At 65.4% G+C, this 21,717-nt stretch carries 23 protein-coding genes; 4 read left to right on the top strand and 19 right to left on the bottom strand.

Annotation, left to right across the window (positions count from 1 at the left end):
- Positions 1 to 340: 340 nt before the first annotated feature.
- Both PVW46_RS28050 and PVW46_RS28045 read right to left on the bottom strand, forming a co-directional pair.
- Entirely contained in the window at positions 341 to 598 is a 258-nt protein-coding gene (locus tag PVW46_RS28050; RefSeq protein WP_043143243.1) for a hypothetical protein, read from the bottom strand.
- A gap of 164 nt (positions 599 to 762) precedes the next feature.
- Positions 763 to 1,020 (bottom strand): BolA family protein, encoded by a 258-nt coding sequence (locus tag PVW46_RS28045; protein ID WP_043143241.1) that lies wholly within the window; start codon positions 1,018 to 1,020, stop codon positions 763 to 765.
- A 73-nt stretch (positions 1,021 to 1,093) separates the two neighbouring features.
- Here PVW46_RS28045 and PVW46_RS28040 point away from each other — a divergent pair, with 73 nt between their 5' ends.
- Both PVW46_RS28040 and PVW46_RS28035 read left to right on the top strand, forming a co-directional pair.
- Entirely contained in the window at positions 1,094 to 1,717 is a 624-nt protein-coding gene (locus tag PVW46_RS28040) for a J domain-containing protein (protein ID WP_043143239.1), read from the top strand.
- Between the two features lie 126 nt (positions 1,718 to 1,843).
- On the top strand, positions 1,844 to 2,380 hold the full coding sequence (locus tag PVW46_RS28035) for a trypsin-like serine peptidase (RefSeq protein WP_069208548.1): 537 nt from the start codon (positions 1,844 to 1,846) through the stop codon (positions 2,378 to 2,380).
- Between the two features lie 170 nt (positions 2,381 to 2,550).
- Here PVW46_RS28035 and msrB read toward each other — a convergent pair whose 3' ends face one another.
- Both msrB and PVW46_RS28025 read right to left on the bottom strand, forming a co-directional pair.
- Positions 2,551 to 3,015, bottom strand: a complete 465-nt coding sequence (gene msrB, locus PVW46_RS28030) for a peptide-methionine (R)-S-oxide reductase MsrB (protein WP_069208549.1) — start codon at positions 3,013 to 3,015, stop codon at positions 2,551 to 2,553.
- A gap of 121 nt (positions 3,016 to 3,136) precedes the next feature.
- On the bottom strand, positions 3,137 to 3,703 hold the full coding sequence (locus PVW46_RS28025; RefSeq protein WP_052244553.1) for a fasciclin domain-containing protein: 567 nt from the start codon (positions 3,701 to 3,703) through the stop codon (positions 3,137 to 3,139).
- Between the two features lie 229 nt (positions 3,704 to 3,932).
- On the opposite strand from PVW46_RS28025, the gene PVW46_RS28020 reads away from it, so the two are divergent.
- Entirely contained in the window at positions 3,933 to 5,306 is a 1,374-nt protein-coding gene (locus tag PVW46_RS28020; protein ID WP_069208550.1) for an L-serine ammonia-lyase, read from the top strand.
- A 21-nt stretch (positions 5,307 to 5,327) separates the two neighbouring features.
- On the opposite strand, the gene PVW46_RS28015 is transcribed toward PVW46_RS28020, so the two are convergent.
- The 15 genes from PVW46_RS28015 to PVW46_RS27945 all read right to left on the bottom strand — a co-directional run bounded on the left by PVW46_RS28015 (position 5,328) and on the right by PVW46_RS27945 (position 19,386).
- Positions 5,328 to 5,888 (bottom strand): helix-turn-helix domain-containing protein, encoded by a 561-nt coding sequence (locus tag PVW46_RS28015; RefSeq protein ID WP_069208551.1) that lies wholly within the window; start codon positions 5,886 to 5,888, stop codon positions 5,328 to 5,330.
- A gap of 189 nt (positions 5,889 to 6,077) precedes the next feature.
- Positions 6,078 to 6,947 (bottom strand): substrate-binding domain-containing protein, encoded by an 870-nt coding sequence (locus PVW46_RS28010; RefSeq protein ID WP_069208552.1) that lies wholly within the window; start codon positions 6,945 to 6,947, stop codon positions 6,078 to 6,080.
- A gap of 57 nt (positions 6,948 to 7,004) precedes the next feature.
- Positions 7,005 to 7,814 carry an ABC transporter substrate-binding protein gene (locus PVW46_RS28005; protein ID WP_069208553.1) on the bottom strand — a complete coding sequence of 270 codons (810 nt, stop codon included), beginning with the start codon at positions 7,812 to 7,814 and terminating at the stop codon, positions 7,005 to 7,007.
- A gap of 32 nt (positions 7,815 to 7,846) precedes the next feature.
- The gene (locus PVW46_RS28000) at positions 7,847 to 8,605 is read right to left on the bottom strand and encodes an ATP-binding cassette domain-containing protein (RefSeq protein WP_083242199.1); all 759 of its coding nucleotides are present in this window, start codon (positions 8,603 to 8,605) and stop codon (positions 7,847 to 7,849) included.
- Complete coding sequence (locus PVW46_RS27995) at positions 8,598 to 9,305, bottom strand: ABC transporter permease (RefSeq protein WP_069208554.1); 708 nt, start codon at positions 9,303 to 9,305, stop codon at positions 8,598 to 8,600. Before PVW46_RS27995 ends, PVW46_RS28000 begins: the two co-directional genes overlap by 8 nt.
- A 204-nt stretch (positions 9,306 to 9,509) precedes the next feature.
- Complete coding sequence (locus tag PVW46_RS27990) at positions 9,510 to 10,838, bottom strand: sigma-54-dependent transcriptional regulator (RefSeq protein ID WP_069208555.1); 1,329 nt, start codon at positions 10,836 to 10,838, stop codon at positions 9,510 to 9,512.
- Between the two features lie 27 nt (positions 10,839 to 10,865).
- A complete protein-coding gene (locus PVW46_RS27985) occupies positions 10,866 to 10,991 on the bottom strand; it encodes a hypothetical protein (protein ID WP_261394718.1) in 126 nt (41 codons plus the stop codon).
- Positions 10,988 to 12,271 (bottom strand): c-type cytochrome, encoded by a 1,284-nt coding sequence (locus tag PVW46_RS27980; protein ID WP_069208579.1) that lies wholly within the window; start codon positions 12,269 to 12,271, stop codon positions 10,988 to 10,990. Before PVW46_RS27980 ends, PVW46_RS27985 begins: the two co-directional genes overlap by 4 nt.
- The gene (locus PVW46_RS27975; RefSeq protein ID WP_083242200.1) at positions 12,271 to 13,524 is read right to left on the bottom strand and encodes a formate dehydrogenase subunit gamma; all 1,254 of its coding nucleotides are present in this window, start codon (positions 13,522 to 13,524) and stop codon (positions 12,271 to 12,273) included. The genes PVW46_RS27980 and PVW46_RS27975 overlap by 1 nt, the downstream gene beginning before the upstream one ends.
- 163 nt (positions 13,525 to 13,687) lie before the next feature.
- Complete coding sequence (gene fdh3B, locus PVW46_RS27970; protein WP_043143213.1) at positions 13,688 to 14,281, bottom strand: formate dehydrogenase FDH3 subunit beta; 594 nt, start codon at positions 14,279 to 14,281, stop codon at positions 13,688 to 13,690.
- Positions 14,282 to 14,293: 12 nt separating this feature from the next.
- On the bottom strand, positions 14,294 to 17,194 hold the full coding sequence (locus PVW46_RS27965) for a formate dehydrogenase subunit alpha (RefSeq protein WP_043143211.1): 2,901 nt from the start codon (positions 17,192 to 17,194) through the stop codon (positions 14,294 to 14,296).
- 137 nt (positions 17,195 to 17,331) lie between these two features.
- A complete protein-coding gene (locus tag PVW46_RS27960; RefSeq protein WP_043143209.1) occupies positions 17,332 to 17,520 on the bottom strand; it encodes a twin-arginine translocation signal domain-containing protein in 189 nt (62 codons plus the stop codon).
- 80 nt (positions 17,521 to 17,600) lie between these two features.
- Entirely contained in the window at positions 17,601 to 18,230 is a 630-nt protein-coding gene (locus PVW46_RS27955; RefSeq protein WP_069208556.1) for a TorD/DmsD family molecular chaperone, read from the bottom strand.
- Positions 18,227 to 18,853, bottom strand: coding sequence for a DUF3306 domain-containing protein (locus PVW46_RS27950; protein ID WP_069208557.1), 627 nt, complete (start codon positions 18,851 to 18,853; stop codon positions 18,227 to 18,229). The genes PVW46_RS27955 and PVW46_RS27950 overlap by 4 nt, the downstream gene beginning before the upstream one ends.
- Positions 18,850 to 19,386 carry a DUF3305 domain-containing protein gene (locus PVW46_RS27945; RefSeq protein ID WP_069208580.1) on the bottom strand — a complete coding sequence of 179 codons (537 nt, stop codon included), beginning with the start codon at positions 19,384 to 19,386 and terminating at the stop codon, positions 18,850 to 18,852. Before PVW46_RS27945 ends, PVW46_RS27950 begins: the two co-directional genes overlap by 4 nt.
- A gap of 370 nt (positions 19,387 to 19,756) precedes the next feature.
- Between PVW46_RS27945 and PVW46_RS27940 the strand changes: the two genes are divergently transcribed.
- Positions 19,757 to 21,706: a 4Fe-4S binding protein gene (locus tag PVW46_RS27940; RefSeq protein ID WP_069208558.1), complete on the top strand. Its 1,950-nt coding sequence runs from the start codon at positions 19,757 to 19,759 to the stop codon at positions 21,704 to 21,706.
- Positions 21,707 to 21,717: the final 11 nt, after the last annotated feature.

The raw sequence follows: 21,717 nt of genomic DNA, 5'->3' as shown, positions 1-21,717 counted from the left end.
GGTCTTGTACAAAACGTACGTTTTGTACGGCGTTTCCAGCATTTTGTACAAAACACGCGACGCGGCCCCCAAGGGCCGCGTTTCGTCTGTCTGCGCGCGAGTCCGACCGAAGATTTCACCCGAGCCGTTTCCTGCCCTGACCCAAGGTAAGGAATCCCTGACTGCCGCAGCGTCAGCGCAATTTGTTAACGTTCTGTTACCGGGGGTTGCTAGATCTCCAGAGCGTCAGGATTGATCGGCGCGACACGCAAAAGATTGAAACGGGGGCTTTCATCCGTTTGTTCACAGAAAGTCGGGGCGCGGTCCGCATGGACCACGCCCCTTTTTCTGCCAAAGGGCGTCAGTTGGTACCGCTGGTCGAACTCGTTGAAAAAATCTGCGACAGGACGCCGCTTGCCACGGTGGAACGCGGCGGCTCTGGCACCTGGTTTCCGGACGGAACACCCTTGCCCGGCGCGGCGCCGGATACGAAACCGCCAAAGCCAAGGCCCTTGCCCTTGTGCGCCCCCTGTACAACCGGAAACGGATCGTCTGCCTGCACGGCAGTTGCCGCAAGGATGACCGCCGCGACGGTACAGGTGAGTCTGGATAGTGACATAAGTTCGCCTCCTTTGAACCGGGCACGATGCCCGTGCACCTCATGTCCAAAGTTGAGCCGAAACTTACAACATCACCTTAAAGGGGAATCAGAATCCGGTCCAAACCCGCCGGTTGGGCCGGATGCCGACGGTCATTTCCCGCCGACATCCGAGCCCGGCAATGTTACGCCTGCACATCAAGCGACAATGCGTGGATTTCCGCCACAAGGTCCGGCCCCAGGGCCGCGTGAACGGCCCGGTGCCGGGCGATGCGGCTTTGGCCCTCGAAGGCGGGCGCGCGCAGCATTACGTGGAAATGGCTTTCCCCGCTGCCATCGTCGCCCGCATGGCCGGCATGGCGCGCGCTGTCGTTGCGCACCTCGATCAGGCTGGGCTCGAAGGCCGCCTCTAGTTTCATCTGGATTTCATCGGCTCGCGACATTTTTCGCAGGACCCCCTGTATCTCGTTCCGCGATAGTCTATGCTCCGGTGTCCGAGTCGAGAAGAGGTGCGAGATGAGCAAACCTGACCCCTTCGGTTTCGACATGTCCGTTAAGTCCGCGAAAAAGAAAAACCCGCGCGGACGGAAGGGCATGACTGGCGCACAGGAGACATCCACGCGCATCTGCGACCATGACGGTTGCGAGGAACCGGGCAAATTCCGCGCGCCCAAGGCGCCTGACGTGCTGGATGATTTTTTCTGGTTCTGCAAGGACCACGTCCGAGAATACAATGCCAAGTGGTCCTTCTTCGACGGCAAGACCGAGGCGGAGATGAACGCCCAGGAATCCTCGGACAAGGTCTGGGAGCGCAAGACCAAGGACTGGCGCGACCCCGAGGCCAAGGCCTGGGCGCGGCTGGGCATCGAGGACCCGCACCAGGTGCTGGGCGACAAGGCCACGCGCAATCCCGGGCGCAAGCAGGGCGGCGGGCGCAAGCTGCCCCCGACCGAGCGCAAGGCGCTGGATATTCTCGAGGCCGAGGATCACATGTCCAAGGCCGAGATCCGCAAGGTCTACAAGTCGCTCATCAAGGTGCTTCACCCGGACATGAACGGCGGCGACCGCAGCCAGGAAGAACAGCTGCAGCAAGTTGTCTGGGCCTGGGATCAGATCAAGGACAGCCGCAGCTTTAAGTAGACAGCGCGGGGCCGGGTAACAGGCCGGACATGTTCACGAATGAATGGCTGGGTCCGGGTATTCCGGACCCATTTTTGTCCCGGTTCCGGTGATAGGCTCGGTCAAACCGCCAGGAGTTCGATTCGCATGTTTGCCACCCGCCGTTTGACCCTTGCCGTCCTTGCCGCCTGTTCCCTTGCCCTGCCCCTGTCGGCGCAGGAGTTGCCATTGGGGCCGCGGTCGGATTTCGGCAAGGTGGTGCTGACGAACAAGCAGGTGTCCGGCGGCAGCGTGACGCTGGAACAGGTCTTTGGCGGCGGGTTCGATTCCGAACCGGCCTACCAGTACCCGGATATCTCGGGCTATCGGAAGATGGGCCGCGCGGTGGGCCGGCTGGACATCGCCACGGACAAGGGCACGGCGCATTGCACCAGCTTCCTGATCTCGGACCAGTACCTGCTGACCAACGCCCATTGCCTGCAGATCGACGGCGCCCGCGTGCAGGCGGTGAATTTCGTCGCCGGTTACGTCGAGAACGGCGTGACGGAGAACACGCGCATCTACTCGGTCAACCCGGCCCCGGTCGAGATCAGCCCGGCGGCGGCCCCGGATACCCCCGTGACGCTGCGGATTTCGCTGCAGGGCTTTACCCGAACGATGACACGGGTTTCCACGCTGAATTGAGCGGCCTTGGCCGGACACGTCCGTAAGGTTGCGAAACCCTCTGGACAGACAATCCGACGCGACCTACCGTCAATTTCGGGCAATTTTTCGGCCCGTTCGACCCACCAAAGGAAGCGGGCGCGTGGCCCTAGTCCAGCCACACGCCCGTTTTTCTTTGTGTTTCCCGCCCGTCAGGCCGGGCGGAATGTCAGGCTGACACCGTTGATGCAATGGCGCTTGCCCGTGGGCGGCGGCCCATCGTCAAAGATGTGACCCAGGTGCGAACCGCAGCGGCGGCAATGGCATTCCGTCCGGGTCACGAAGAGCTTGCGGTCGGGCTTGGTCTCGATGGCGTTCGGCAGGGCCTGGTAGAACGAGGGCCAGCCGGTGCCGCTGTCGAACTTGGTCTCCGAAGCGTAGAGCGGCAGGTCGCAGCCCTTGCACAGGAACGTGCCTTTCCGCTTTTCGTCGTTCAGCGGCGAGGTAAAGGCGCGTTCGGTGCCCTCTTCGCGCATGACGCGGTATTCCGCGTCGCTCAGCATGGCGCGCCATTCCGCCTTGCTGCGGGTGATCTCGAAATTGCCACCGGCGGCCAGGGCGCTGCGCGTGAAGAACGGCAGCACAGCCCCGGCGGCGATAAAGTTGCGTCTTTTCATCGGGGCCTCCTCTTATCTCGGGGAAAGGATGCGCACCCAGGCCTGCGGGGGCAAGCACAGGGTGCGCACGATTGCGCGAGGCTCGAACTGGGGGTTACTTTACCTCGCGCAACCGATCACATTACTGCTTGGGCAGCAGGACGCGGTCGATGACGTGGATGACGCCGTTCGACTGTTTGACGTCCGCGATGGTGACGGTCGCGGTGCGCCCGTTCTCGTCGGTCAGGGTAATCTCGTCCCCGTCCATCTTGGCCTGCAGGGTGCAGCCGCCCACGGTCGGCACGGGGTGCATGCCGCCGTCATCGGCGATCATCCCGGCAATGGCGTCGGACATGGCATTGGCCGCCACGACGTGACAGGTCAGGATCGTGGTCAGCTGATCCTTTGCCTCGGGCTGCAGCAGCGCGTTCAGGCTCTCGGGCTTGATCATGCCGAATGCATCGTCGGTCGGGGCGAAGACGGTGAAGGGACCTTCACTGGACAGGGTGTCGACGAGGCCGGCGGCCTTGACCGCGGTCACGAGGGTTTCGTGGTCGGCCGAGTTCACGGCGTTTTCGACAATGGTCTTGTCCGGGAACATCGCGGCGCCACCGACCATCGGGTTGCCGGTGTCGGAATGGCTGGCCGCGAAGGCGGCGCCGGACACGGTCACGAGGGCAACGGCTGCGAAAGTCTTGAGGGGTTTCATTTGGTGGTCCTTCCTGTTTGTCTGTCGGTTCAGGCTGCACCTCTTTGGTGCGGCTGACCGGAGTCACGCGACAGGCGGTCGAAAGTTTCGCCCCGGACAGTCACAAGCCGTTCACGGAGTCGTGAGCGCCCAAGGGTCAAGCGCGCCTTTGGCAGACGTCATGTCGTTTTCGGCGTCGGCATCGCGCGGGCGCTGCGCTACATGAGGCACAAGAATAAAGGGAGCGCAGATGTTTCTTTCGGTCTTCGAGATGTTCAAGGTGGGGATCGGCCCGTCGTCCTCGCACACGATGGGCCCGATGGTCGCGGCGGCCCGCTTTCTGGACAAGCTGCGGGCGGCGCCCTTTGCGGTGCACGGGCTGCGCGCCTCGCTGCATGGGTCGCTGGCCTTTACCGGCGTCGGCCATGCCACCGATCGCGCCACGGTGCTGGGGCTGGCCGGTTTCGTGCCGGAAACCTACGACCACGAAAAGGCCGAGGCGGCGCTGGCCGAGATCGCGAAGACCCACAGAGTGACGCCCGACGGCCTGCCCGCGCTGCAGTTCGATCCGTCCAGGGACCTGGTCTTCGACTACGACGAGACGCTGCCGGGCCATGCCAACGGGATGATCCTGCGCGCCACGGACGCCCAAGGCGACGTGATCCTGCAAGAGGTCTATTACTCGGTCGGCGGCGGTTTTGTCCTGACAGAAGCGGAACTGGCCGCCGGCAAGGACACGGATGAGGGCGCCCCCGTCCCCCACCCCTTCAAGAGTGCCGCGGAAATGCTTGAGATGGCAAAGAAATCCGGGCGCAGCATCGCCGATATGAAACGCGCGAACGAGGTGTCGCGCGGCTGTGCCGACAGCCTGGAAAAGGGCGTGGCACAGATCTGGCAGGTGATGGAGGATTGCATCGACCGGGGCCTGACCTCGGACGGGGTGCTGCCCGGCGGGCTGAACGTGAAACGCCGCGCCAAGAACATCCACGACCAGTTGCAGGCCGAGCGGGGCATGAACCAAAGCGCCCCGCACACGATCAACGACTGGATGAGCGTCTACGCGATGGCGGTGAACGAGGAAAACGCCGCCGGGGGCCAGGTGGTCACCGCGCCCACCAATGGCGCGGCCGGTGTCGTTCCCGCGGTGATCCGCTACTGGCTGGACCATGTGCCCGGGGCAACGCGCGCCCGCATCCCCGAATTCCTGCTCACGGCGGCGGCGATCGGCGGGCTAGTGAAATACAATGCCTCGATCTCGGGCGCCGAAGCAGGCTGCCAGGCAGAGGTCGGCAGCGCCAGCGCTATGGCGGCGGCAGGTCTGTGCGCGGTCATGGGCGGGACGCCGGAGCAGGTTGAAAACGCAGCGGAAATCGCGCTGGAGCATCACCTTGGCATGACCTGCGACCCGGTCAAGGGGCTGGTCCAGGTGCCCTGTATCGAACGCAACGGATTGGGCGCGATCAAGGCGGTTTCGGCGGCCTCGCTTTCCCTGCGGGGCGATGGCACGCACCTGGTCCCGCTTGATGCCTGCATCGAGACCATGCGCCAGACCGGCCACGACATGAGCGAAAAGTACAAGGAAACCTCGCTGGGCGGGCTGGCCGTCAACGTGCCGAATTGCTGACCCGGAAAAGGGGCGTCACGCTCAGCTGGTGACACTCACCAGCATGAATTTCGCCCCCTGCCCGCGATCCGTGACCAGTCGCACCTCGCCGTGTTCGCGATAACGCAGCGAGTCCCCGGCGCCGAGGTTATAGCCCGATCCGTCCAGGCTGACGTGCAGATAACCGCTCAGCAGCACGATATGATGCTCCTGCCCGACGACCTCGGGCGACTCCTGCACCATCTCGGAATTGGGCGTCATCTTGCATTCCACGACCTCGCCCGCCAGGGCCGATGCCGCCGGAGAGACGAAGCGTTTGGCCAGCCCGGTCTCGCCGTCGCGCCAGACGGCCTGTTCCTCGCGCGTGACATGGGCGGAGAACCCGTCCTCGATCATGGCAAAGAGGCGGGACAGGGACATTTCATGCGCCGCCGCCAGGCGCGAAAGGACATCCGCCGACGGACTGACCTCGGCATTCTCGAGCCGCGACAGCGCCGCGCGGCTGACACCGCTGGCAGCGGCGAGTTGATCCAGCGTCCAGCCACGGGCAGCCCGTAGCACCGACAGGCGCCCGGCGAGGCGGACCGTCAGATCGCTCTTCATTTCTATCCCCCCGGGAAACTATCCCGTATCTCGAATTAGATACAGATTCCCGCTGAAACGCAAGAATTGCAGGGCTGCGGGCCCGTTAGAATTTGGCATATATCCAATCGAGCCGCCCTGCCCCGCAGACGCCAATTGCGGAATTTCCAGTGTTTCCAGAGACCAATCCGGCAAAGCTCAGGCAGAGTGTCAGGCGTTCCAGCGGATCTTGCCAAGCTCCGCGATGTCATAGCCGCCCAACCGGGCAGCCTGTTCGCGCAGGGCATCACCGGTGCAGAAGTTCAGAAGCGCCTGGACCGGTGCCTCGAAATACTGCCGCCGGTCGATCAGCAGGTCAAAGAACTCTTCGATGAGGGGCAGGAATTGCAGGCCGAAATCGCGGGCCAGCGTCTCCAGCCCGAAGGTCGCGCCGGCTTCGCCCCGTGCCACGGCCTGCACGGCCTCGGTCTCGGTCCGGGACACCGGCGCAAGGTCAAGCGCCGCGTGGTCCAGCCCGGCCTCTTCTGCCAGGTCTCCGAACAGCTTGGCCGTGCCCGAGCGCGGCTGGCGTGGCGCAAAACGGCGTCCGGCGAGATCCCCCAGCCCGGTGATCCCCGTCTCGTCCGGGCGCACCACCAGTCCGCGACGGCGGCGGGCGAACCCCACCAACACGGCATCGCGAGTCTTGTCGACGCTGGGCACGTTCCAGTCGCTGGTCTCGGAATGATAGACATGCAGCCCGCAGGCCACGCCTTCGCGGGCCTTGAACCTGTCCAGCCCATCAAGAGACCCGTCGAAATAGGTGGCAAGGCCGCAGCGGCTTTCGCGGACGGCCCAGTCCAGCAGCGGATCGTGGCTGCCCAACAGGATCGGCGGGCGGGCCTCGGTCTCTTGCGGGCCGGTGGTATGCGAGGCGATCCAGGCATAGACGTCGCGCGCGGGAAACAGCAGCTTGCCGGTGGCGCGCGAACAGGGAACCCCGCCTGAGGCGGCGAGGTCGTAGATCTTGCGTTCTTTCAGTCGCAGCAGCTCTGCCAGCTCTGCAACAGTAAAATATTCAGGCGTATTGACGCTGGACATCGGGCCTCCTGGCCCAAAGACCTAGTGTATGCGGGCCGCCTGGCGAATTGTCCTAGATCAATCCGGGGCGTTCGGGAAGAAGAGTTGTTGCCCGTCGACCTCATATTCGGCGATGGCGGCCTGGCCGTCATCCGACAGCAACCAGTCGGCAAAGGCCTGCGCGCCTTCGATGTTCACGGACGGGCATTTCTCGGCGGAAACCGGGATGACGCCGTACTGGTTGAACAGGTCCGCATCGCCTTCGACCAGGATCTTGTAATCCTGCTTGTTCTTGAAGCTGATCCAGGTGGCGCGGTCGGTCATGACATAGGCCCCCATGCCGATGCCCGCGTTCAGCGTCGCGCCCATGCCCGAGCCGGTTTCACGATACCAGTCGCCCGAGGCATTGGCCGGATCGACCGAGGTGGCGCCCCAGAGAGAAACCTCTTTCTTGTGGGTGCCGGAATCATCGCCGCGCGAAGCGAACAGCGCCTGCGCCGCGGCGATCTTTTCCAGCGCCGGCTGGACATCGTCCATGCCGGCCACGGCGGCCGGATCTGCCTCGGGGCCGACGATGACAAAATCGTTGTACATCAGGTCGGTACGCGACGCACCGAACCCATCGGCAACGAATTTCTCTTCCGCCGGCTTGGCATGGACCAACAGCACGTCACCGTCGCAGTTGCGGGCGTTGCGGATCGCCTGGCCAGTCCCCACGGCCACCACGTTGACCTGGATGCCCGTCGCTTCGGCAAAGATCGGCAGCAGGTGATCGTAGAGCCCCGAGTTCGCGGTCGAGGTGGTCGACTGCACAAGGATGTCATCGGCCAGCGCCGCAGAGGGCAGCGACACGGCGCAGAGCAGCGCCGCAAGATGAAGCGGTTTCATGGAATATCTCCTCCGTAGGGTATTGAGTGAGGTCAGAGCACGAGGCCGCCCGAGACATGGGCCCGGGCCGCCGGCGTTCGGGGGCCTGCGAAAAAGCGGTCGGCGGCGGCCTGTTCGGCCACCCGCCCGCCATGCAGAAAGACGATCTCATCGGCCAGCCGGCGGGCCTGTCCGATGTCATGAGTCACGAGAATCACGCGGGTGCCGTTGCGCACGGCCTTCAGCACGATTTCCTCGATTCGGTTGACGGAGGCCGGGTCGAGGCTGGCGGTGGGTTCGTCCAGGAACAGAACCTCGGGCTCCGTTGCCAGCGCACGGGCCAGCGCCAGGCGCTGCGCCTCGCCACCGGACAGCAGGCGCGCGGGCTGTCGCGCCTTGTCGCCCAGGCCGACGTGATCCAGCAGGGCATCGCGGCGGGCTCGCGGCAGGTTGCGCGACTTCAGCACGAAATCGACGTTCGCGGCGACCGACCGGCGCAGCAGAACGGGTTTCTGGAACACCAGCGCCTGTCGCGATGTGACCTGACCGGGCGCGGCGCCATTCCAGTCGACCTCTCCCGCGTCGGGTTCAAGAAGACCGTGCAAAACCTTGAGGAGTTGCGTTTTTCCCGCCCCGTTCGGCCCCAGAAGGACGGTGCAGCCCGCCGGTCCCAGGTCCAGGTCCAGGCTGTTCAGGATACGGCGCCCGCCCAGGGTCAGGCACAGGCCCCGCACCCGCAGGGGAAGCAGGTTGGAGGCCGGGACAGCGCCCGCTGTCAGGGCCTCGGGTCCGTGGATGATGGCTTCACGCATAGGCTTGTCTCACGGCGGTCAGGCGCAGGCTGTGGACCAGGGCGTTGACCCCCAGTGCGAGGATCATCAGCACGATGCCCAGCCCCAGGGCCAGCGGCAGGTCCCCCTTGGAGGTCTCCAGCGCGATGGCGGTTGTCATGACACGGGTCATGTGGTCGATGTTGCCACCGACGATCATGACGGCGCCCACCTCGGCCACGGCGCGACCAAAGCCGGCCAGCGCCACGGTCAGCAGCGCGTAACGCGCATCCCAGAGCAGCGCCTGCACGGTCTGGCGGGTGTTCAGGCAGAGAGAGCGGAAGTGGTCGGCATATTCCGCATGCATGTCCTCGATCACCTGGCGCGACAGCGCGGCCACGATGGGGGCGATCAGGATGGTCTGGGCAATGATCATGGCGGCGGGCGTATAGAGCAGCCCCAGGAACCCCAGCGGCCCGGCCCGCGACAGGTGCAGGTAGACGATCAGCCCCACGACCACGGGCGGCAGGCCCATCAGCGCGTTCATCACCACCAGGACCGCCCCACGCCCCGGAAAGCGGTTGGTGGCGACCAGCGCGCCGATCGGCAGGCCGATGGCACAGGCGGCGACCGTGGCGGTCAGGCTGACACGCAGCGACAGGCCGACGATCTCGACCAGGTCGCCATCGCCCGAGAGGACAAGCGTCATCGCGACGGCAAGGGCCTCTCCCATGTCCTGCATGTCATCTCCTGCAAAATTTCCGGGGCGCACGCCCCGTTCTGTTCAGAAGGTATGAAAAGACAAGCCCAACCCGCAAGGAGAAAAGCGAGACATATTGGCCATAGCTCCAAGAAAACAAGGGGGCTGGCAGGTCAGAATGACCCGCCAGCCCGGATGTAAATTATGCTTAATTTTGCAACCATCAGAGGGCGTGTTTCCGAGGGTTCACTCGCCCCAGGTTGCGACCTTGCGATCCACGGTCTTGCGCGAAACGCCCAGCCGCCTTGCGGCTTCGGCCCGGTTGCCGCCGGACAGTTCCAGGACATGCATGATGTGCCGCTGCATCACCAGGTCGAGGTTCTCGATGGCCTGCACGCCGGTGACAGACCCGCTGCCCGCGAAATCCTCGGGGAAACTGCCCAGGATGACCGAGCGTTCCACGAGGTTGCGCAGTTCACGCACGTTGCCGGGCCAGGGATAGCGGCTGAGTTTCAAGAGCGTCTCGTCGTCCAGTTTCAGTTCCGGCAGGCCAAGCGCGCGGGAGAAATGCTGGATGAACAGCGCGGCAAGCTCGACGATGTCCTCGGATCGGTCGCTCAAGGGCGGCATCTCGATCCGCAGCACGTTGATGCGGTGATAGAGGTCCGCGCGGAACCGCCCGTCGTCAACCGCCTTGTCGAGATCGGTATTGGTGGCAAAGGTCAGGCGCAGATCCAGCGGGATCTCGCGTTCGGCGCGCAGGGGGCGGATGCGCTGATCCTCGATCACCCGCAACAGGGCCGCCTGCAGGGTTTCCGACATCTGTGCGACCTCGTCGAGGAACAGGGTGCCGCCATCCGCCAGCAGGAAGAGCCCCGGGCGCAGGCGGTCCCCCTCGACCTCGCCAAACAGTTCGGCCGCGATGCGGTCCGGCGCGATAGCGGCGCAGTTCACCGCCACGAAGGGCCGTTCGGCACGGCCGCCCATCTGGTGCAGCGTGCGCGCGGCCAGTTCCTTGCCCGTGCCGGTCGCGCCGGTGAACAGCACCGGCGTCGGCAGCGGCGCCAGCTTTTCCAGCATGGCGCGCACCGCCTGCATCGGCGCCGAGCGGCCCAGCAGGCGGGTTTCCCCCTCGGCCTGAAGGGCATGGCGCAACAGCCGGTTGTCACGGCGCAGCGCGCCGCGATCCAGCGTCCGCGCCACAGCGCCGATCAACTGGTTGGCGCGGAAGGGTTTCAAAACAAAATCGCTGACCCCGGCGCGCAGCGCGGCGATGGCGGTTTCGAGATCGGCATAGGCGGTGATCAGCACGGTTTCGGCATAAAGCCCCTTGCGCCGCTGTTCCCTGACCCAGTCAATGCCCGACCCGCCGGGCATCTTGTTGTCGACCACGATGACGTCGAACTGCGCCTCGTCCAGCCGCTCTGTCGCCTCGCGCGCCGATCCCGCCTCGGCCACGGTCTTGACTCGGGGGCCCAGCGTCTTGGCCAGGAAGTTGCGCATGCCCGGTTCGTCGTCGACGACCAGCACCGAGGCACCGCTGAGGGCCTGTCCATAATCATCCAGTGGGCTCATGGCTGACAGTCTAACCCGCCCGCCGGATCAGTCGAGCCGCACGTTGACGCCGGTCTGCTTGTCGGCGCTCGAGAATTTCATCTCGTTCAGCCCGTACCAGGCGCCGACGGCCAGCAGGATCATCGCGGCGAACCCCGAGAGCATGGCTTTCATTTGCTGTTTCCTTCACTTGCGGATTTGAGAAAGGCGATCAGGTCGGCCCGGTCCGAGCCTTTGGCGATCACCTGCATGGGCATCTTGGAGCCGGGAATGTAGTGGTCCGGGCCTTCGTCGAACAGGGCGTCTATGGTCTCTTCCGTCCATGCGAAGCCGGCTTCTGTCAGGGTGTCGGAATAGCTGTAGCCCGGCAATGTCCCGGCTTGGCGGCCAAAGACACCGTGCAGAGACGGCCCCGCCTTGCGCGACGGCCCCGGGGTCAGTGCGTGGCAGATCGAGCATTTGCGCATGAATTGCCGTTCGCCGTTGGACATGGTTTCGGGGTCGCGCAGAAAGCTGCGCTGGCCCGAGCCTTCGGGCGCGTCGAGTTCGTCCAGCAGGGCCACGGGCCAGGCATAGACGACATCTTCCAGCCCCCCCGCGTAGATCACCTGCCCGTCCGGGGCAAAGGCCAGCGCCCAGACCGGCCCATGCCGCATGGCGCGGAAATCGCGGGTGATGCGCCATTGCTCCGTGTCGACCATCATGATGTAGCCATGCCCGTCCCCGACCGCCAGTTGCGCCGTTTCGGCGTGCCAAGACAGGGCGAGAATCGGGCGGCGGTCGAGCGTGAAATCGGCGATCTGCTCGCCGGTCGCGGCGTCGATCACGCGGGTGCCGCCATCCACGGCACCATAGGCGATCCAGCCGGGGCCAATGACCAGCCGGTTGATGCCAAAACCATGTTCGACCAGCGGCAGGGGCGATCCGCCAGTGTCGAGGTTATATTGCAGCAGCACACCCTTGGAGGTCGCCGCATAGAGGAAACGCCCATCCGGCGAATGCGCCACGGCGTTCACGCCCGCACCGGGATAGGGCAGTTCCCCCGCCCTGCCCGCCTCTGTCAGTGGCCAGAGCCTGATGCTGCCGTCCCAGCTGCCACTGGCGGCATGGCTGCCGTCGGGCGCGACGGAAAGCGACGTCACCTTGCCCTTGTGTTTGCCCAGCAGGCGGTCGATCGGGCGCCATTGGCGCACGGCGAAATCGTCGCTGCCTGAGACCAGCACGCCCCCCGCCCCCCAGGTCAGCGCTGTAACCGCGGCCGCGTGCCCTTCCAGCCAGGTGGGCGCGCGCCCCGACCACAGCCCGACCGAGTTGTCGAAGCTGGCGCTTGTCACCTCACCGCCGGGAGAGATCGCCAAGGCCATGACGGGGCCGCCATGCCCCTTGAGCGTGGTGAATTCCTCCGCGCCCGCGGGCAGGGCCGCGAGCGCGAGGGCGAGCAGCGCGGCCCGCATCATTCCGCCGGGGTGGCCCCGGACTCCGGGGTCTTGCCGTCCTTCGCCTGGCGCGCCTTGACCTCATCGAGCCAGAGCGAGTGGTGTTGATGGGCCCAGGCCTCGTCGACCTCGCCCGAGCCCATCGCGTCAAAGGCGCCCTTCATTCCGATGGAGCCGATGTAGATATGCGCGATGATGATCGCCATCAGGACAAAGGCCACGATCGCGTGCCAGAGCTGTGCCAACTGCATTTCTTCCTGCGGGGCAAGGTCGGTCGGCAGAGCGCCATAGCCCGACCACTGGGGGATGCCGGTCTGGTTGACGATGCCAAAGGTCTTGGCAAAGAGCGGCAATTCGAACGGAAAGAGCAGCGAGAGGCCCGACAGAGAGATCGAGGCGCCCAGCAGGATCACCGACCAGAAGATGATCTTCTGCCCGCCGTTGAATTTCTTGGCCGGCGGGTGGTTCTTGCCGATGATGCCGCCCGCCTGGGCGAACCATGTGATGTCGGTGCGGTCGGGGATGTTGTGCCAGACCCACATGACAAAGACCATGACCAGCCCCAGCATGAAGGGCCAGGCCAGGTTGTTGTGCACGAATTTCGACGCGATCAGCAGCTGCGAGTTCAGCTCGGGGCCAAAGGTCGGCAAGATGAAGAAGCGCCCGAAGAGCGTCAGCAGGCCGGACAGGCCCAAGAGGACGAAGGACCCCGCCAGCAGCCAGTGCGCAAAACGCTCGATCGCCTGGAACCGGGTCACGGTGCGCCCGGTCATCGGCTCGTCGATGCCGATCCGGCCGCGTAGCAGGTAAAAGACGGCCAGCGCGACGATGGTGCCGATCAGCAGCCAGCCGCCATAGGTGGCCAGCGGCCCCTTGCGGAATTCGTACCAGGCCATGCCGCCATCCTGCACCAACACCTTGGCCACGTCCCCGCCGGCGGAGACGTTCACATCCGCCGCGTCATAGCGCAGCGCGCGCCACAGGTCGGGGTCCGAGGCGCCTCCAAGCGGGGCCAGCGCCAGCGGTGCATCCGGATCGGCGCCCGGCTGGCCGAACTCGCGCCGAAAGCTGAGATCGACCTCTTCGCCCCGTTGCCGGGCCAGGATGTCCTCCAGCGTCTGGGCGCCGCCGGTGGCCTTGCGCGCCTCGGCCAGGGTCGCCGGGTCGGTGCCCGTCTCTGCCGGCGCGGGCGGCCGGAAAATGAAGGTCAGCACGGCAAGGCCGGCCACCAATAGAATGAACCATCCGAAACCGCTGGAGCGTTGTGACATGACTGTCCCCGTCGAAAAGACACGCCGTGGACGCGGCAGCCGAGTTGGCGGCGCCGGAGGCCCGAGGCGTCATATTCTGCCATTGGCCAGAGGCCCGTGGATCACGGGCCCCTGCCATGAGATGGAATGATAGGGCGGGACAGGGCCCCGCCCAAAGGAGGCGTCAGCCGCCTTTCTGGTCGTAGGCGGTGCCCCAGCCCCAGGCGCCCGAGCCGAAGCCACGGGCGACCACGCGTTCGCGGTAGATGCCCGAGACCACGTCGCCGTCACCGGCAAGCAGGGCCTTGGTGGAACACATCTCGGCGCAGATGGGCAGCTTGCCCTCTGCGATCCGGTTGCGCCCGTACTTGGCGAACTCCGCGGTCGAGTGGGTTTCCTCGGGGCCGCCGGCACAGAAGGTGCATTTGTCCATCTTGCCGCGCGAGCCGAAGTTGCCCGCCTGCGGGAACTGCGGCGCGCCGAAGGGGCACGCGTAGAAGCAGTAGCCGCAGCCGATGCAGAGGTCCTTGGAGTGCAGGACCACACCTTCTTCGGTCTGGTAGAAGCAATCCACCGGACAGACGGCCATGCAGGGCGCGTCGGAACAGTGCATGCAGGCCACCGAGATCGAGCGTTCGCCCGGCGTGCCATCCTGGATCGTCACCACGCGGCGGCGGTTGATCCCCCAGGGCACCTCGTGTTCGTTCTTGCACGCGGTCACGCAGGCGTTGCACTCGATACAGCGCTCGGCGTCACAGAGGAATTTGGATCTTGCCATGTCTGTTTCTCCTTACGCTGCGGTGATCTTGCACAGGGTACATTTGGTTTCCTGCATCTGGGTCACCGAGTCGTAGCCGTAGGTCTGGGCGACGTTGGTGGATTCCCCAAGCACATAGGGATCCGCGCCGTCCGGGTACTTGGACCTCAGGTCTTCGCCCTGGAAGTGGCCGCCGAAGTGGAAGGGCATGAAGGCAACACCTTCGCCCACCCGCTGGGTGACCATCGCCATGACCTTGACCTTGCCGCCCTCGGGGCCTTCGACCCAGACATCCGAACCGTCGCGGATACCCAGGTTGTTGGCGTCCCGCGGGTTCACCTCGACGAACATGTTCTGCTGCAGTTCGGCCAGCCAGGGGTTCGACCGGGTCTCGTCCCCGCCGCCCTCGTACTCTACCAGTCGGCCGGAGGTGAGGATGATCGGGTAGTCCTGGCTGAAGTCCTGCTTCTGGATCGACGCATACATGGTCGGCAGACGGTAGAACTTGCGGTCCTCGTAGGTCGGGTAGTCGGCCACGAGGTCGCGGCGGTTGGTGTACAGCGGTTCGCGGTGCACCGGGATCGGATCCGGGAAGGTCCAGACGACCGCACGGGCCTTTGCGTTTCCGAAGGGGGCGCAGCCATGCTTGATCGCGACCCGCTGGATGCCGCCCGAAAGGTCGGTTTTCCAGTTGGTCTTGGGCCCGGCGATGCCGTCGATCACCGCGCGCTCTTCCTCGGTCAGGTCACCGTCCCAGCCAAGATCCATGAGCATCTGCATGGTGAACTCGGGATAGCCGTCCTGGATTTCGGATCCCACCGAGTAAACGCCATCGGCCAGCAGGTTGTCGCCGTTACGCTCGACACCGAAACGCGCCCGGAAGGTCAGACCGCCCTCTGCGACAGGCTTGGACATGTCGTAGAGATTGGGCGTGCCCGGGTGCTTCATGTCGGCTGTGCCCCAGCTTGGCCAGGGCAGACCGTAATAGTCGCCGTCGGCCGGGCCACCCACCGCCTGAAGGGTGGTGCGGTCAAAGGTGTGCTGGTTCTCCATGTGCAGCTTCAGCCGCTCCGGAGACTGGCCGGTATAGCCGATGGTCCACATGCCCTTGTTGATCTCGCGCAGCGTGTCCTCGACATTCGGCGTGATGCCGTCGTCCTCCAGCGCGATGTTGCGGAACATGCGATCATGAAAGCCGAACTTCTTGGCGAAGAGACCGATGATCTCCTGGTCGGGCTTCGACTCGAAGAGCGGATCGACAACCTTCTGACGCCACTGCAGCGAGCGGTTGGAGGCGGTCACCGACCCGTAGGTCTCGAACTGCGTGGCTGCGGGCAGCAGGTAGACACCATCCTCACGGTCATGCAGCACGGCGGAAACGGTGGGATACGGGTCGACGACGACCAGCATGTCCAGCATCTCCATCGCCTTCTTCATCTCGACCATGCGGGTCTGAGAGTTCGGCGCATGGCCCCAGAGCACCATGGCCCGGACCGTGTTCGGCTGGTCCATGTTCTCGGGGTCTTCAAGGACACCGTCGATCCAGCGGCTGACCGGGATACCGGTCTCGAACATCAGGTTCTTGTCCTTGCCGTCCGCGCCCTTGAGCGTGTCGAACTGGGCCGAAAGCCAGTCGAAGTCTTCCTCCCAGACGCGCGCCCAGTGCTGCCACGATCCCTTGGCCAGGCCGTAGTAGCCGGGCAGCGTGTGCGATAGAACACCGAGATCGGTCGCGCCCTGCACGTTGTCATGGCCACGGAAGATGTTGGTGCCGCCACCGGAGGTGCCCATGTTGCCCAGCGCGAGCTGCAGGATGCAGTAGGCGCGGGTGTTGTTGTTGCCATTGGTGTGCTGGGTGCCGCCCATGCACCAGATCACGGTGCCGGGACGGTTGTTGGCCAGCGTCCGGGCCACGCGGCGCAGCTGCGAACCGGGCGTTCCGGTGACGCGTTCGACCTCTTCGGGGGTCCACTTGGCCACTTCCTCGCGGATCTGGTCCATGCCCCAGACACGGGTGCGGATGAACTCCTTGTCCTCCCAGCCGTTCTCGAAGATGTGCCAGAGGATCCCCCAGACCAGCGCCACGTCGGAACCGGGACGGAAGCGGACGTATTCATCCGCATGGGCCGCCGTGCGGGTGAACCGCGGGTCGCAGACGATCAGCGGCGCATTGTTCATCTCCTTGGCGCGCAACACGTGCAGCAGCGAGACCGGATGCGCCTCGGCGGGGTTGCCACCGATGATGAAGATCGCCTGGCTGTTGTGGATGTCGTTGTAGGAGTTGGTCATGGCGCCGTAGCCCCATGTGTTCGCAACACCCGCAACGGTGGTCGAGTGGCAGATCCGCGCCTGGTGGTCGACGTTGTTCGTGCCCCAGTAGCCGGCGAATTTGCGGAACAGGTAGGCCTGTTCGTTGGAATGCTTGGCCGAGCCCAACCAGTAGACAGAGTCAGGTCCGCTTTCCTCGCGGATCTTCATCATGCCGTCGCCGATCTCGTCGATGGCCTGCTCCCACGAGATGCGGACCCATTCGCCGTTCTCTTTCTTCATCGGGTACTTCAGGCGGCGCTCGCCGTGGGCGTGTTCGCGCACCGAGGCCCCCTTGGCGCAATGGGCGCCCAGGTTGAAGGGGCTGTCCCAACCGGGCTCCTGCCCGACCCAGACGCCGTCGCTGACTTCGGCGATGACGGTGCAGCCCACGGAACAGTGGGTGCATACGGATTTCTTGAGCTCCACCGCGCCGAGGGCGGCGGCAGAGGCGGCGCTGGCCTGTTTCACGGTGCCGCCGGTGGCGGCAATGGCGGCAATCCCACCGATGGCCAGACCCGAGCCGCGCAGAAAGGCGCGGCGGTCAACCGAGGCGTTGGCGGCCTCGGAAAGGATACTTGTCCGCTGGGGGCGTCGCGCAACCCCGTTGGTCTTTTTCCTCAACATGGTTTTCTCTCCCTTGCGCGCCTTTTGAGGGGCGCGGGACTCTGACGATGGCCTGAGGCAGTCGGGCGTCACGCAACCAGTCGCCTTGGGCCGTTACATGCTTTGACCGGACGCTGCCGGACAGAGCGGGCGCCGCCTCAGAAGCGGGCGCTGTCGTAGAAGGCGCGGGTATGCGCCGTGTCCTGCATCTTTTCTGATGTCAGGTCAGGCTCGGCGGGACCGGCTTCGGCCGCCTGGCCGCTGGCGATCGCAACCGCGGCCGCGGGGGCCGAGACGCTTGCCAGCTTGAGGAAATTCCGGCGCGAGGCCTTGGTTTCCTGGGTCATGAAAGTTGCTCCTTTCACGGGTTGAGGGACGGTCACCCGCCCCGGGATGGGTGCGTATCCGAACGCACCCGGCGAAATCCTCACTCGCCGCTCATGCGGAACCCCTCGGCCTCGATCTCCATGAAGAGCCGTCCGACGGTGGCCACGGGGGCGTAGAAGACAGAGTTCTTGGCGCCTTCGAGGTCGGCGTAGAAATGCCCCGCCCAGGGGCCGATGTGCTTGTTGAAGAACTGGCGCTGCGCATCCAGGCTGGCCGGCGCGCCAAAGCGCCCCACGATCATCGCGCCCATCATCTCCATCAGCGAGGCGATGTTGTCCTCGGGTTCGAACACGTTGTCGGCGCGTTCCAGCCCCTGCCGCACCATGTCCTGCCGAAGCAGAGCCAGCGGTTTCTCGTTCAGGAAGCCGGTCAGGTAATAAGAGGCGTAGGGCAGCAGTTCGCCCCGGCCCAGGCCGATGAACAGCTTGTTGTATTCGCTGGTCGCGGTCTTGGGCTTTGTGACCTTGGCCAGTTTCGCCAGGGTGCCGATGGCCTGCCCCATCTCTGTCGCGTCGCCGGACAGGCCGGCGGTCTGCGCCAGCAGCATCTCGTTCGGCGGCCCGGCCAGCAGCAGCCCGAGGAAATTGTAAAGATCGGCGCGCAGCCGGTCTTCTTCGGCGATCTGGCGGGTTTCGGCGGTGTTTGTCATCGGGTCCTTGTCGGTCGTCATGTGCTGGTCTCGAAGCGAAAGCGCATCCGGCGCGGGGCGGCGGCATAGGTCTCTGGTTCAACTTTCGGTTCGGAATGGGCCAGAGGCGCCGGTTCGGGGGCCGGGGCCGGTGGTGCCACGTTGGCATCTGTGTCGTCGGCGTCTGTGGCGACCGCGTCCCGGACCTGATCCGGGGCCTCGTCGATCGCATCCCTTTCGGCATTGGCGGCGCGGGCCTCTGCCTCGGCCTGTTCCACCGCCTTGTCGAACATGCCCTTGCCGACCTGGTAGAGCGATTGCAGGTTCTCGACCACGCGGGCGGCATCGGTGAAGTCATCGCCGTAATCGACCAGCCCATCGACATTGGCCAGCACCGGGTTCAGCCGCCACAGCCGCCGCAGGGCGCGGGTCTTGAGCCGTTGCGGCGCCACCGCCTTGAGCAGCGCCTGCACCTGGGCGGGATCCTCCATCTCTTCGGGAGCGGGCAGGTTCAGCTCGGCCAGGATCTCCTCGTCCGGGCGGTCCTCCAGCGCGCGCTGCTGCTCGGCCTCGGCGGCCTGCTGTTCGGCCCGGGTCTCGGCCCTGTCCTCGGCGGCAACGGCTGCGCGGCGGCGCGACCAGAAATCTGCGGGCGACCGGCTCAATTCATACGCCTCCGTTGCTGCGCGGGCGAGGCATAGACATCCTCCAGCTTGCCGATACGCGGATCGCCCACGCCATCCTCGACAAGGTCGATGCGCTTCTTGTCCCGCTTGCGCTTGATGAAGACCTCTTCCTCGTGGAACTCCTCGACGAAGTTGGCCACCAGCGCGTAGAGCGCGGGCGGCATCGGGACCTTCTCGATGATTTCCTCGCCGCTGTCGGAATAGTCCTGCGCCTCGTAGGGCGAGGCGGTCACGGTCAGCACCTCCAGCGGGGCCTCTCCCTCTGTCGCCTCGCGCAGGATGACGTAGACGCTGGGCTGCTTGGCCGAGAGTTCGTGCAGGTAGGCGTCCGTATCGGCGCCGTGCAGTTCCAGCGGCACGGTCGCGGCATGGTACTCGGTCACCTCGCCCTCGGTGCGCAGGACGCGCCAGTCGGCGGCACCGGCGCCGGGCATGACGGCGGATGCGGTCCAGACCCACTTCGCCCATCGAGTCACGCCAGGGGCGCGTCTCAGCACAATGCCCAGCGGCATGGTCCGGTACGCCTTCGGATTGTGGATCACGGTGGTCCTCCCTTGACAGGAGTTTGATCCGGCAACCTTGCCGAACGAAAGCGAAAAACGGCGTACCGCGGTATTCCGCGCCCGAAACGGTCAATTTGGGCAGCCGCGACAGGGGCGCCACCGGGCCACGGACGTTTTGTCCAACCTGACATTTTTGCTCGGAAAAGCGGCGTTTTGAGAATGCTCGAATCAGCCGCAGCGCAGCATCCCGAATGCGTCCGTTTCGGCGGTTTGGCTGACCGGGATAAACGGTTGTGGAGGGCCGCGAATCATGGCTAGGCTCCACCGGCGCAGCACGAAACAGGCACCGTCAAGCGTGCTTTGAGGGGAGGGCAAGACAATGGTCAAGTCATTGATAACATGCGACTGCCTGGGGACGCAGCAAGTCGATTCCCAGGCCCTGTCACGGACCACCGGGCTGGAGGTATCCCCACCCTGTTCGGCCCTCTGCACCAGCCAGATCGACCGGGCCGCCGCCGCCCTTCAGGGGGGTGACACGATTTTTTGCTGTACCCAGGAGTCCCGGATTTTCGAGGCCCTGGCAGAGGAAATGGACCTGCCGGCGCCGCCGGTACTGGACCTGCGCGACCGGGCCGGGTGGAGCGCGGAGTCCGCCTCTGCAGTACCCAAAATGTCCGCCCTGATCGCCGAGGCATTGCTGCCCGCCGCGCCGGAAAAGACGCTCGACGTGATTTCCGAGGGGCTGTGCCTGGTCCTCGGGGCGCCGGATGTCGCCCTGCCCGCCGCCGAGCAACTGGCGCCGCATCTGGGGGTAACGGTTCTCTTGCCCGAGGGATCGGAAGTTCCGGACAGCCGCGCCTATGACGTGGTGACGGGCCGCCTGCGGCAGGCACAGGGCGCACTGGGGCAATTCCGCGTGGTGATCGACGCCCTGCGGCAGGTCGAACCGGGCGGGCGCGGTGCCTTTGTCCTGACCGATCCGCAAGACGGCGGCGCCTCGGACTGCGACGTGATCCTCGACCTGCGGGGCGACACCCCGCTGTTCCCCGCGCATGAAAAGCGCGAGGGTTACCTGCGGGCAGATCCCGCACACGCGCCCTCTGTCGCAACGGCGGTCATGGCGGCCACGCATCTTGTCGGCACCTTCGAAAAGCCGCTTTACGTCCGGACAGAGGCGTTGCTTTGCGCCCATTCGCGGGCCGGGCAGACGGGCTGCACTCGCTGTCTCGACCTGTGTCCCACGGGCGCGATCTCGCCCGAGGGCGATCACGTGACGGTCGATCCGATGATCTGTGCCGGCTGCGGTGCCTGTTCGGCGGCCTGCCCCTCGGGCGCCATCAGCTATGACGCGCCGCCGGTCGACCTGACCTTTCGCCGGGTGCAGACACTGGCCAAGGCCTACCTGGATGCGGGCGGCAGCGCGCCGCGCCTCTTGGTGCATGACGCGCATGGGGCAGAGATGATCCGCCTCTCCGCCCGGCACGGGCGCGGACTGCCGCGCGACGTGATCCCGATGGAACTGCCCGTCGTGGGCGCCTTCGGACATGCCGAAGCCGTGGCCGCGCTGGCGGCGGGCTTTGCGTCAGTCACCTTGCTGCCCGGACCGGGGGCGGACCGCGATGCCCTGGCGGCGCAGCTGGCGCTGGCCGGGGCAATCGCGGGCGGGAACCGGGTGCACCTGCTGGACACGCCCGACCCCGACGCGATGAGCGATGCACTTTATGACGAAACCGCCCCTGCCCCGGTGGCAGAGCCGGTGCGCCCCCTTGGCACCCGGCGGCAGGTGACACGGCAGGCCGCCCGCGCACTGCACGGGGATGAGGCGCAGCTGCCCCTGCCCCAGGGCGCCCCCTATGGCGCCGTGCTGGTGGATACGGATGCCTGTACGCTCTGCCTGTCCTGTGTTTCGCTCTGCCCCTCTGGTGCGCTTGGCGACAACCCGGACCTGCCGCAGCTGCGCTTTCAGGAGGACGCCTGCCTGCAATGCGGGATCTGCGCCACGATCTGCCCGGAACAGGCCATCACGCTGGAACCCCGCCTGGACCTGACCGAGACGGCCCTGCGGCAAGAGGTGCTGAACGAGGAAGAGCCCTTTGCCTGCGTCGACTGCGGCACGCTCTTCGGGTCGAAATCCGCCATCGACCGGATCACCGAGAAACTCTCGGGGCACGCCATGTTCCAGGATCCGGAGAAGCTGCGGATGATCCAGATGTGCGACGATTGCCGGGTCAAGGCGCAGATGGGCGTTTCGGACAATCCCTTTGCGATGGGAGAGCGGCCCAAGGTCCGCACGACCGAGGATTACCCGTCCAAGCGCCGGGATCACTGACCGTGACGGAC

This window comes from Mameliella sp. AT18 (assembly GCF_028807275.1).
In the GTDB taxonomy this organism is placed as follows: Bacteria; Pseudomonadota; Alphaproteobacteria; order Rhodobacterales; family Rhodobacteraceae; genus Antarctobacter; species Antarctobacter albus.
The sequence above is the reverse complement of the archived record's forward strand: the minus strand, read 5'-3'. Positions and strand labels throughout refer to the sequence as shown.

What these genes read in the sequence shown, in the direction of transcription:
- PVW46_RS28050 (WP_043143243.1), bottom strand. Translation starts at nt 598, where the DNA reads ATGTCACTATCCAGACTCACCTGTACCGTCGCGGCGGTCATCCTTGCG.
- PVW46_RS28045 (WP_043143241.1), bottom strand. Translation starts at nt 1,020, where the DNA reads ATGTCGCGAGCCGATGAAATCCAGATGAAACTAGAGGCGGCCTTCGAG.
- PVW46_RS28040 (WP_043143239.1), top strand. Translation starts at nt 1,094, where the DNA reads ATGAGCAAACCTGACCCCTTCGGTTTCGACATGTCCGTTAAGTCCGCG.
- PVW46_RS28035 (WP_069208548.1), top strand. Translation starts at nt 1,844, where the DNA reads ATGTTTGCCACCCGCCGTTTGACCCTTGCCGTCCTTGCCGCCTGTTCC.
- msrB (WP_069208549.1), bottom strand. Translation starts at nt 3,015, where the DNA reads ATGAAAAGACGCAACTTTATCGCCGCCGGGGCTGTGCTGCCGTTCTTC.
- PVW46_RS28025 (WP_052244553.1), bottom strand. Translation starts at nt 3,703, where the DNA reads ATGAAACCCCTCAAGACTTTCGCAGCCGTTGCCCTCGTGACCGTGTCC.
- PVW46_RS28020 (WP_069208550.1), top strand. Translation starts at nt 3,933, where the DNA reads ATGTTTCTTTCGGTCTTCGAGATGTTCAAGGTGGGGATCGGCCCGTCG.
- PVW46_RS28015 (WP_069208551.1), bottom strand. Translation starts at nt 5,888, where the DNA reads ATGAAGAGCGATCTGACGGTCCGCCTCGCCGGGCGCCTGTCGGTGCTA.
- PVW46_RS28010 (WP_069208552.1), bottom strand. Translation starts at nt 6,947, where the DNA reads ATGTCCAGCGTCAATACGCCTGAATATTTTACTGTTGCAGAGCTGGCA.
- PVW46_RS28005 (WP_069208553.1), bottom strand. Translation starts at nt 7,814, where the DNA reads ATGAAACCGCTTCATCTTGCGGCGCTGCTCTGCGCCGTGTCGCTGCCC.
- PVW46_RS28000 (WP_083242199.1), bottom strand. Translation starts at nt 8,605, where the DNA reads ATGCGTGAAGCCATCATCCACGGACCCGAGGCCCTGACAGCGGGCGCT.
- PVW46_RS27995 (WP_069208554.1), bottom strand. Translation starts at nt 9,305, where the DNA reads ATGCAGGACATGGGAGAGGCCCTTGCCGTCGCGATGACGCTTGTCCTC.
- PVW46_RS27990 (WP_069208555.1), bottom strand. Translation starts at nt 10,838, where the DNA reads ATGAGCCCACTGGATGATTATGGACAGGCCCTCAGCGGTGCCTCGGTG.
- PVW46_RS27985 (WP_261394718.1), bottom strand. Translation starts at nt 10,991, where the DNA reads ATGAAAGCCATGCTCTCGGGGTTCGCCGCGATGATCCTGCTGGCCGTC.
- PVW46_RS27980 (WP_069208579.1), bottom strand. Translation starts at nt 12,271, where the DNA reads ATGCGGGCCGCGCTGCTCGCCCTCGCGCTCGCGGCCCTGCCCGCGGGC.
- PVW46_RS27975 (WP_083242200.1), bottom strand. Translation starts at nt 13,524, where the DNA reads ATGTCACAACGCTCCAGCGGTTTCGGATGGTTCATTCTATTGGTGGCC.
- fdh3B (WP_043143213.1), bottom strand. Translation starts at nt 14,281, where the DNA reads ATGGCAAGATCCAAATTCCTCTGTGACGCCGAGCGCTGTATCGAGTGC.
- PVW46_RS27965 (WP_043143211.1), bottom strand. Translation starts at nt 17,194, where the DNA reads ATGTTGAGGAAAAAGACCAACGGGGTTGCGCGACGCCCCCAGCGGACA.
- PVW46_RS27960 (WP_043143209.1), bottom strand. Translation starts at nt 17,520, where the DNA reads ATGACCCAGGAAACCAAGGCCTCGCGCCGGAATTTCCTCAAGCTGGCA.
- PVW46_RS27955 (WP_069208556.1), bottom strand. Translation starts at nt 18,230, where the DNA reads ATGACGACCGACAAGGACCCGATGACAAACACCGCCGAAACCCGCCAG.
- PVW46_RS27945 (WP_069208580.1), bottom strand. Translation starts at nt 19,386, where the DNA reads ATGCCGCTGGGCATTGTGCTGAGACGCGCCCCTGGCGTGACTCGATGG.
- PVW46_RS27940 (WP_069208558.1), top strand. Translation starts at nt 19,757, where the DNA reads ATGGTCAAGTCATTGATAACATGCGACTGCCTGGGGACGCAGCAAGTC.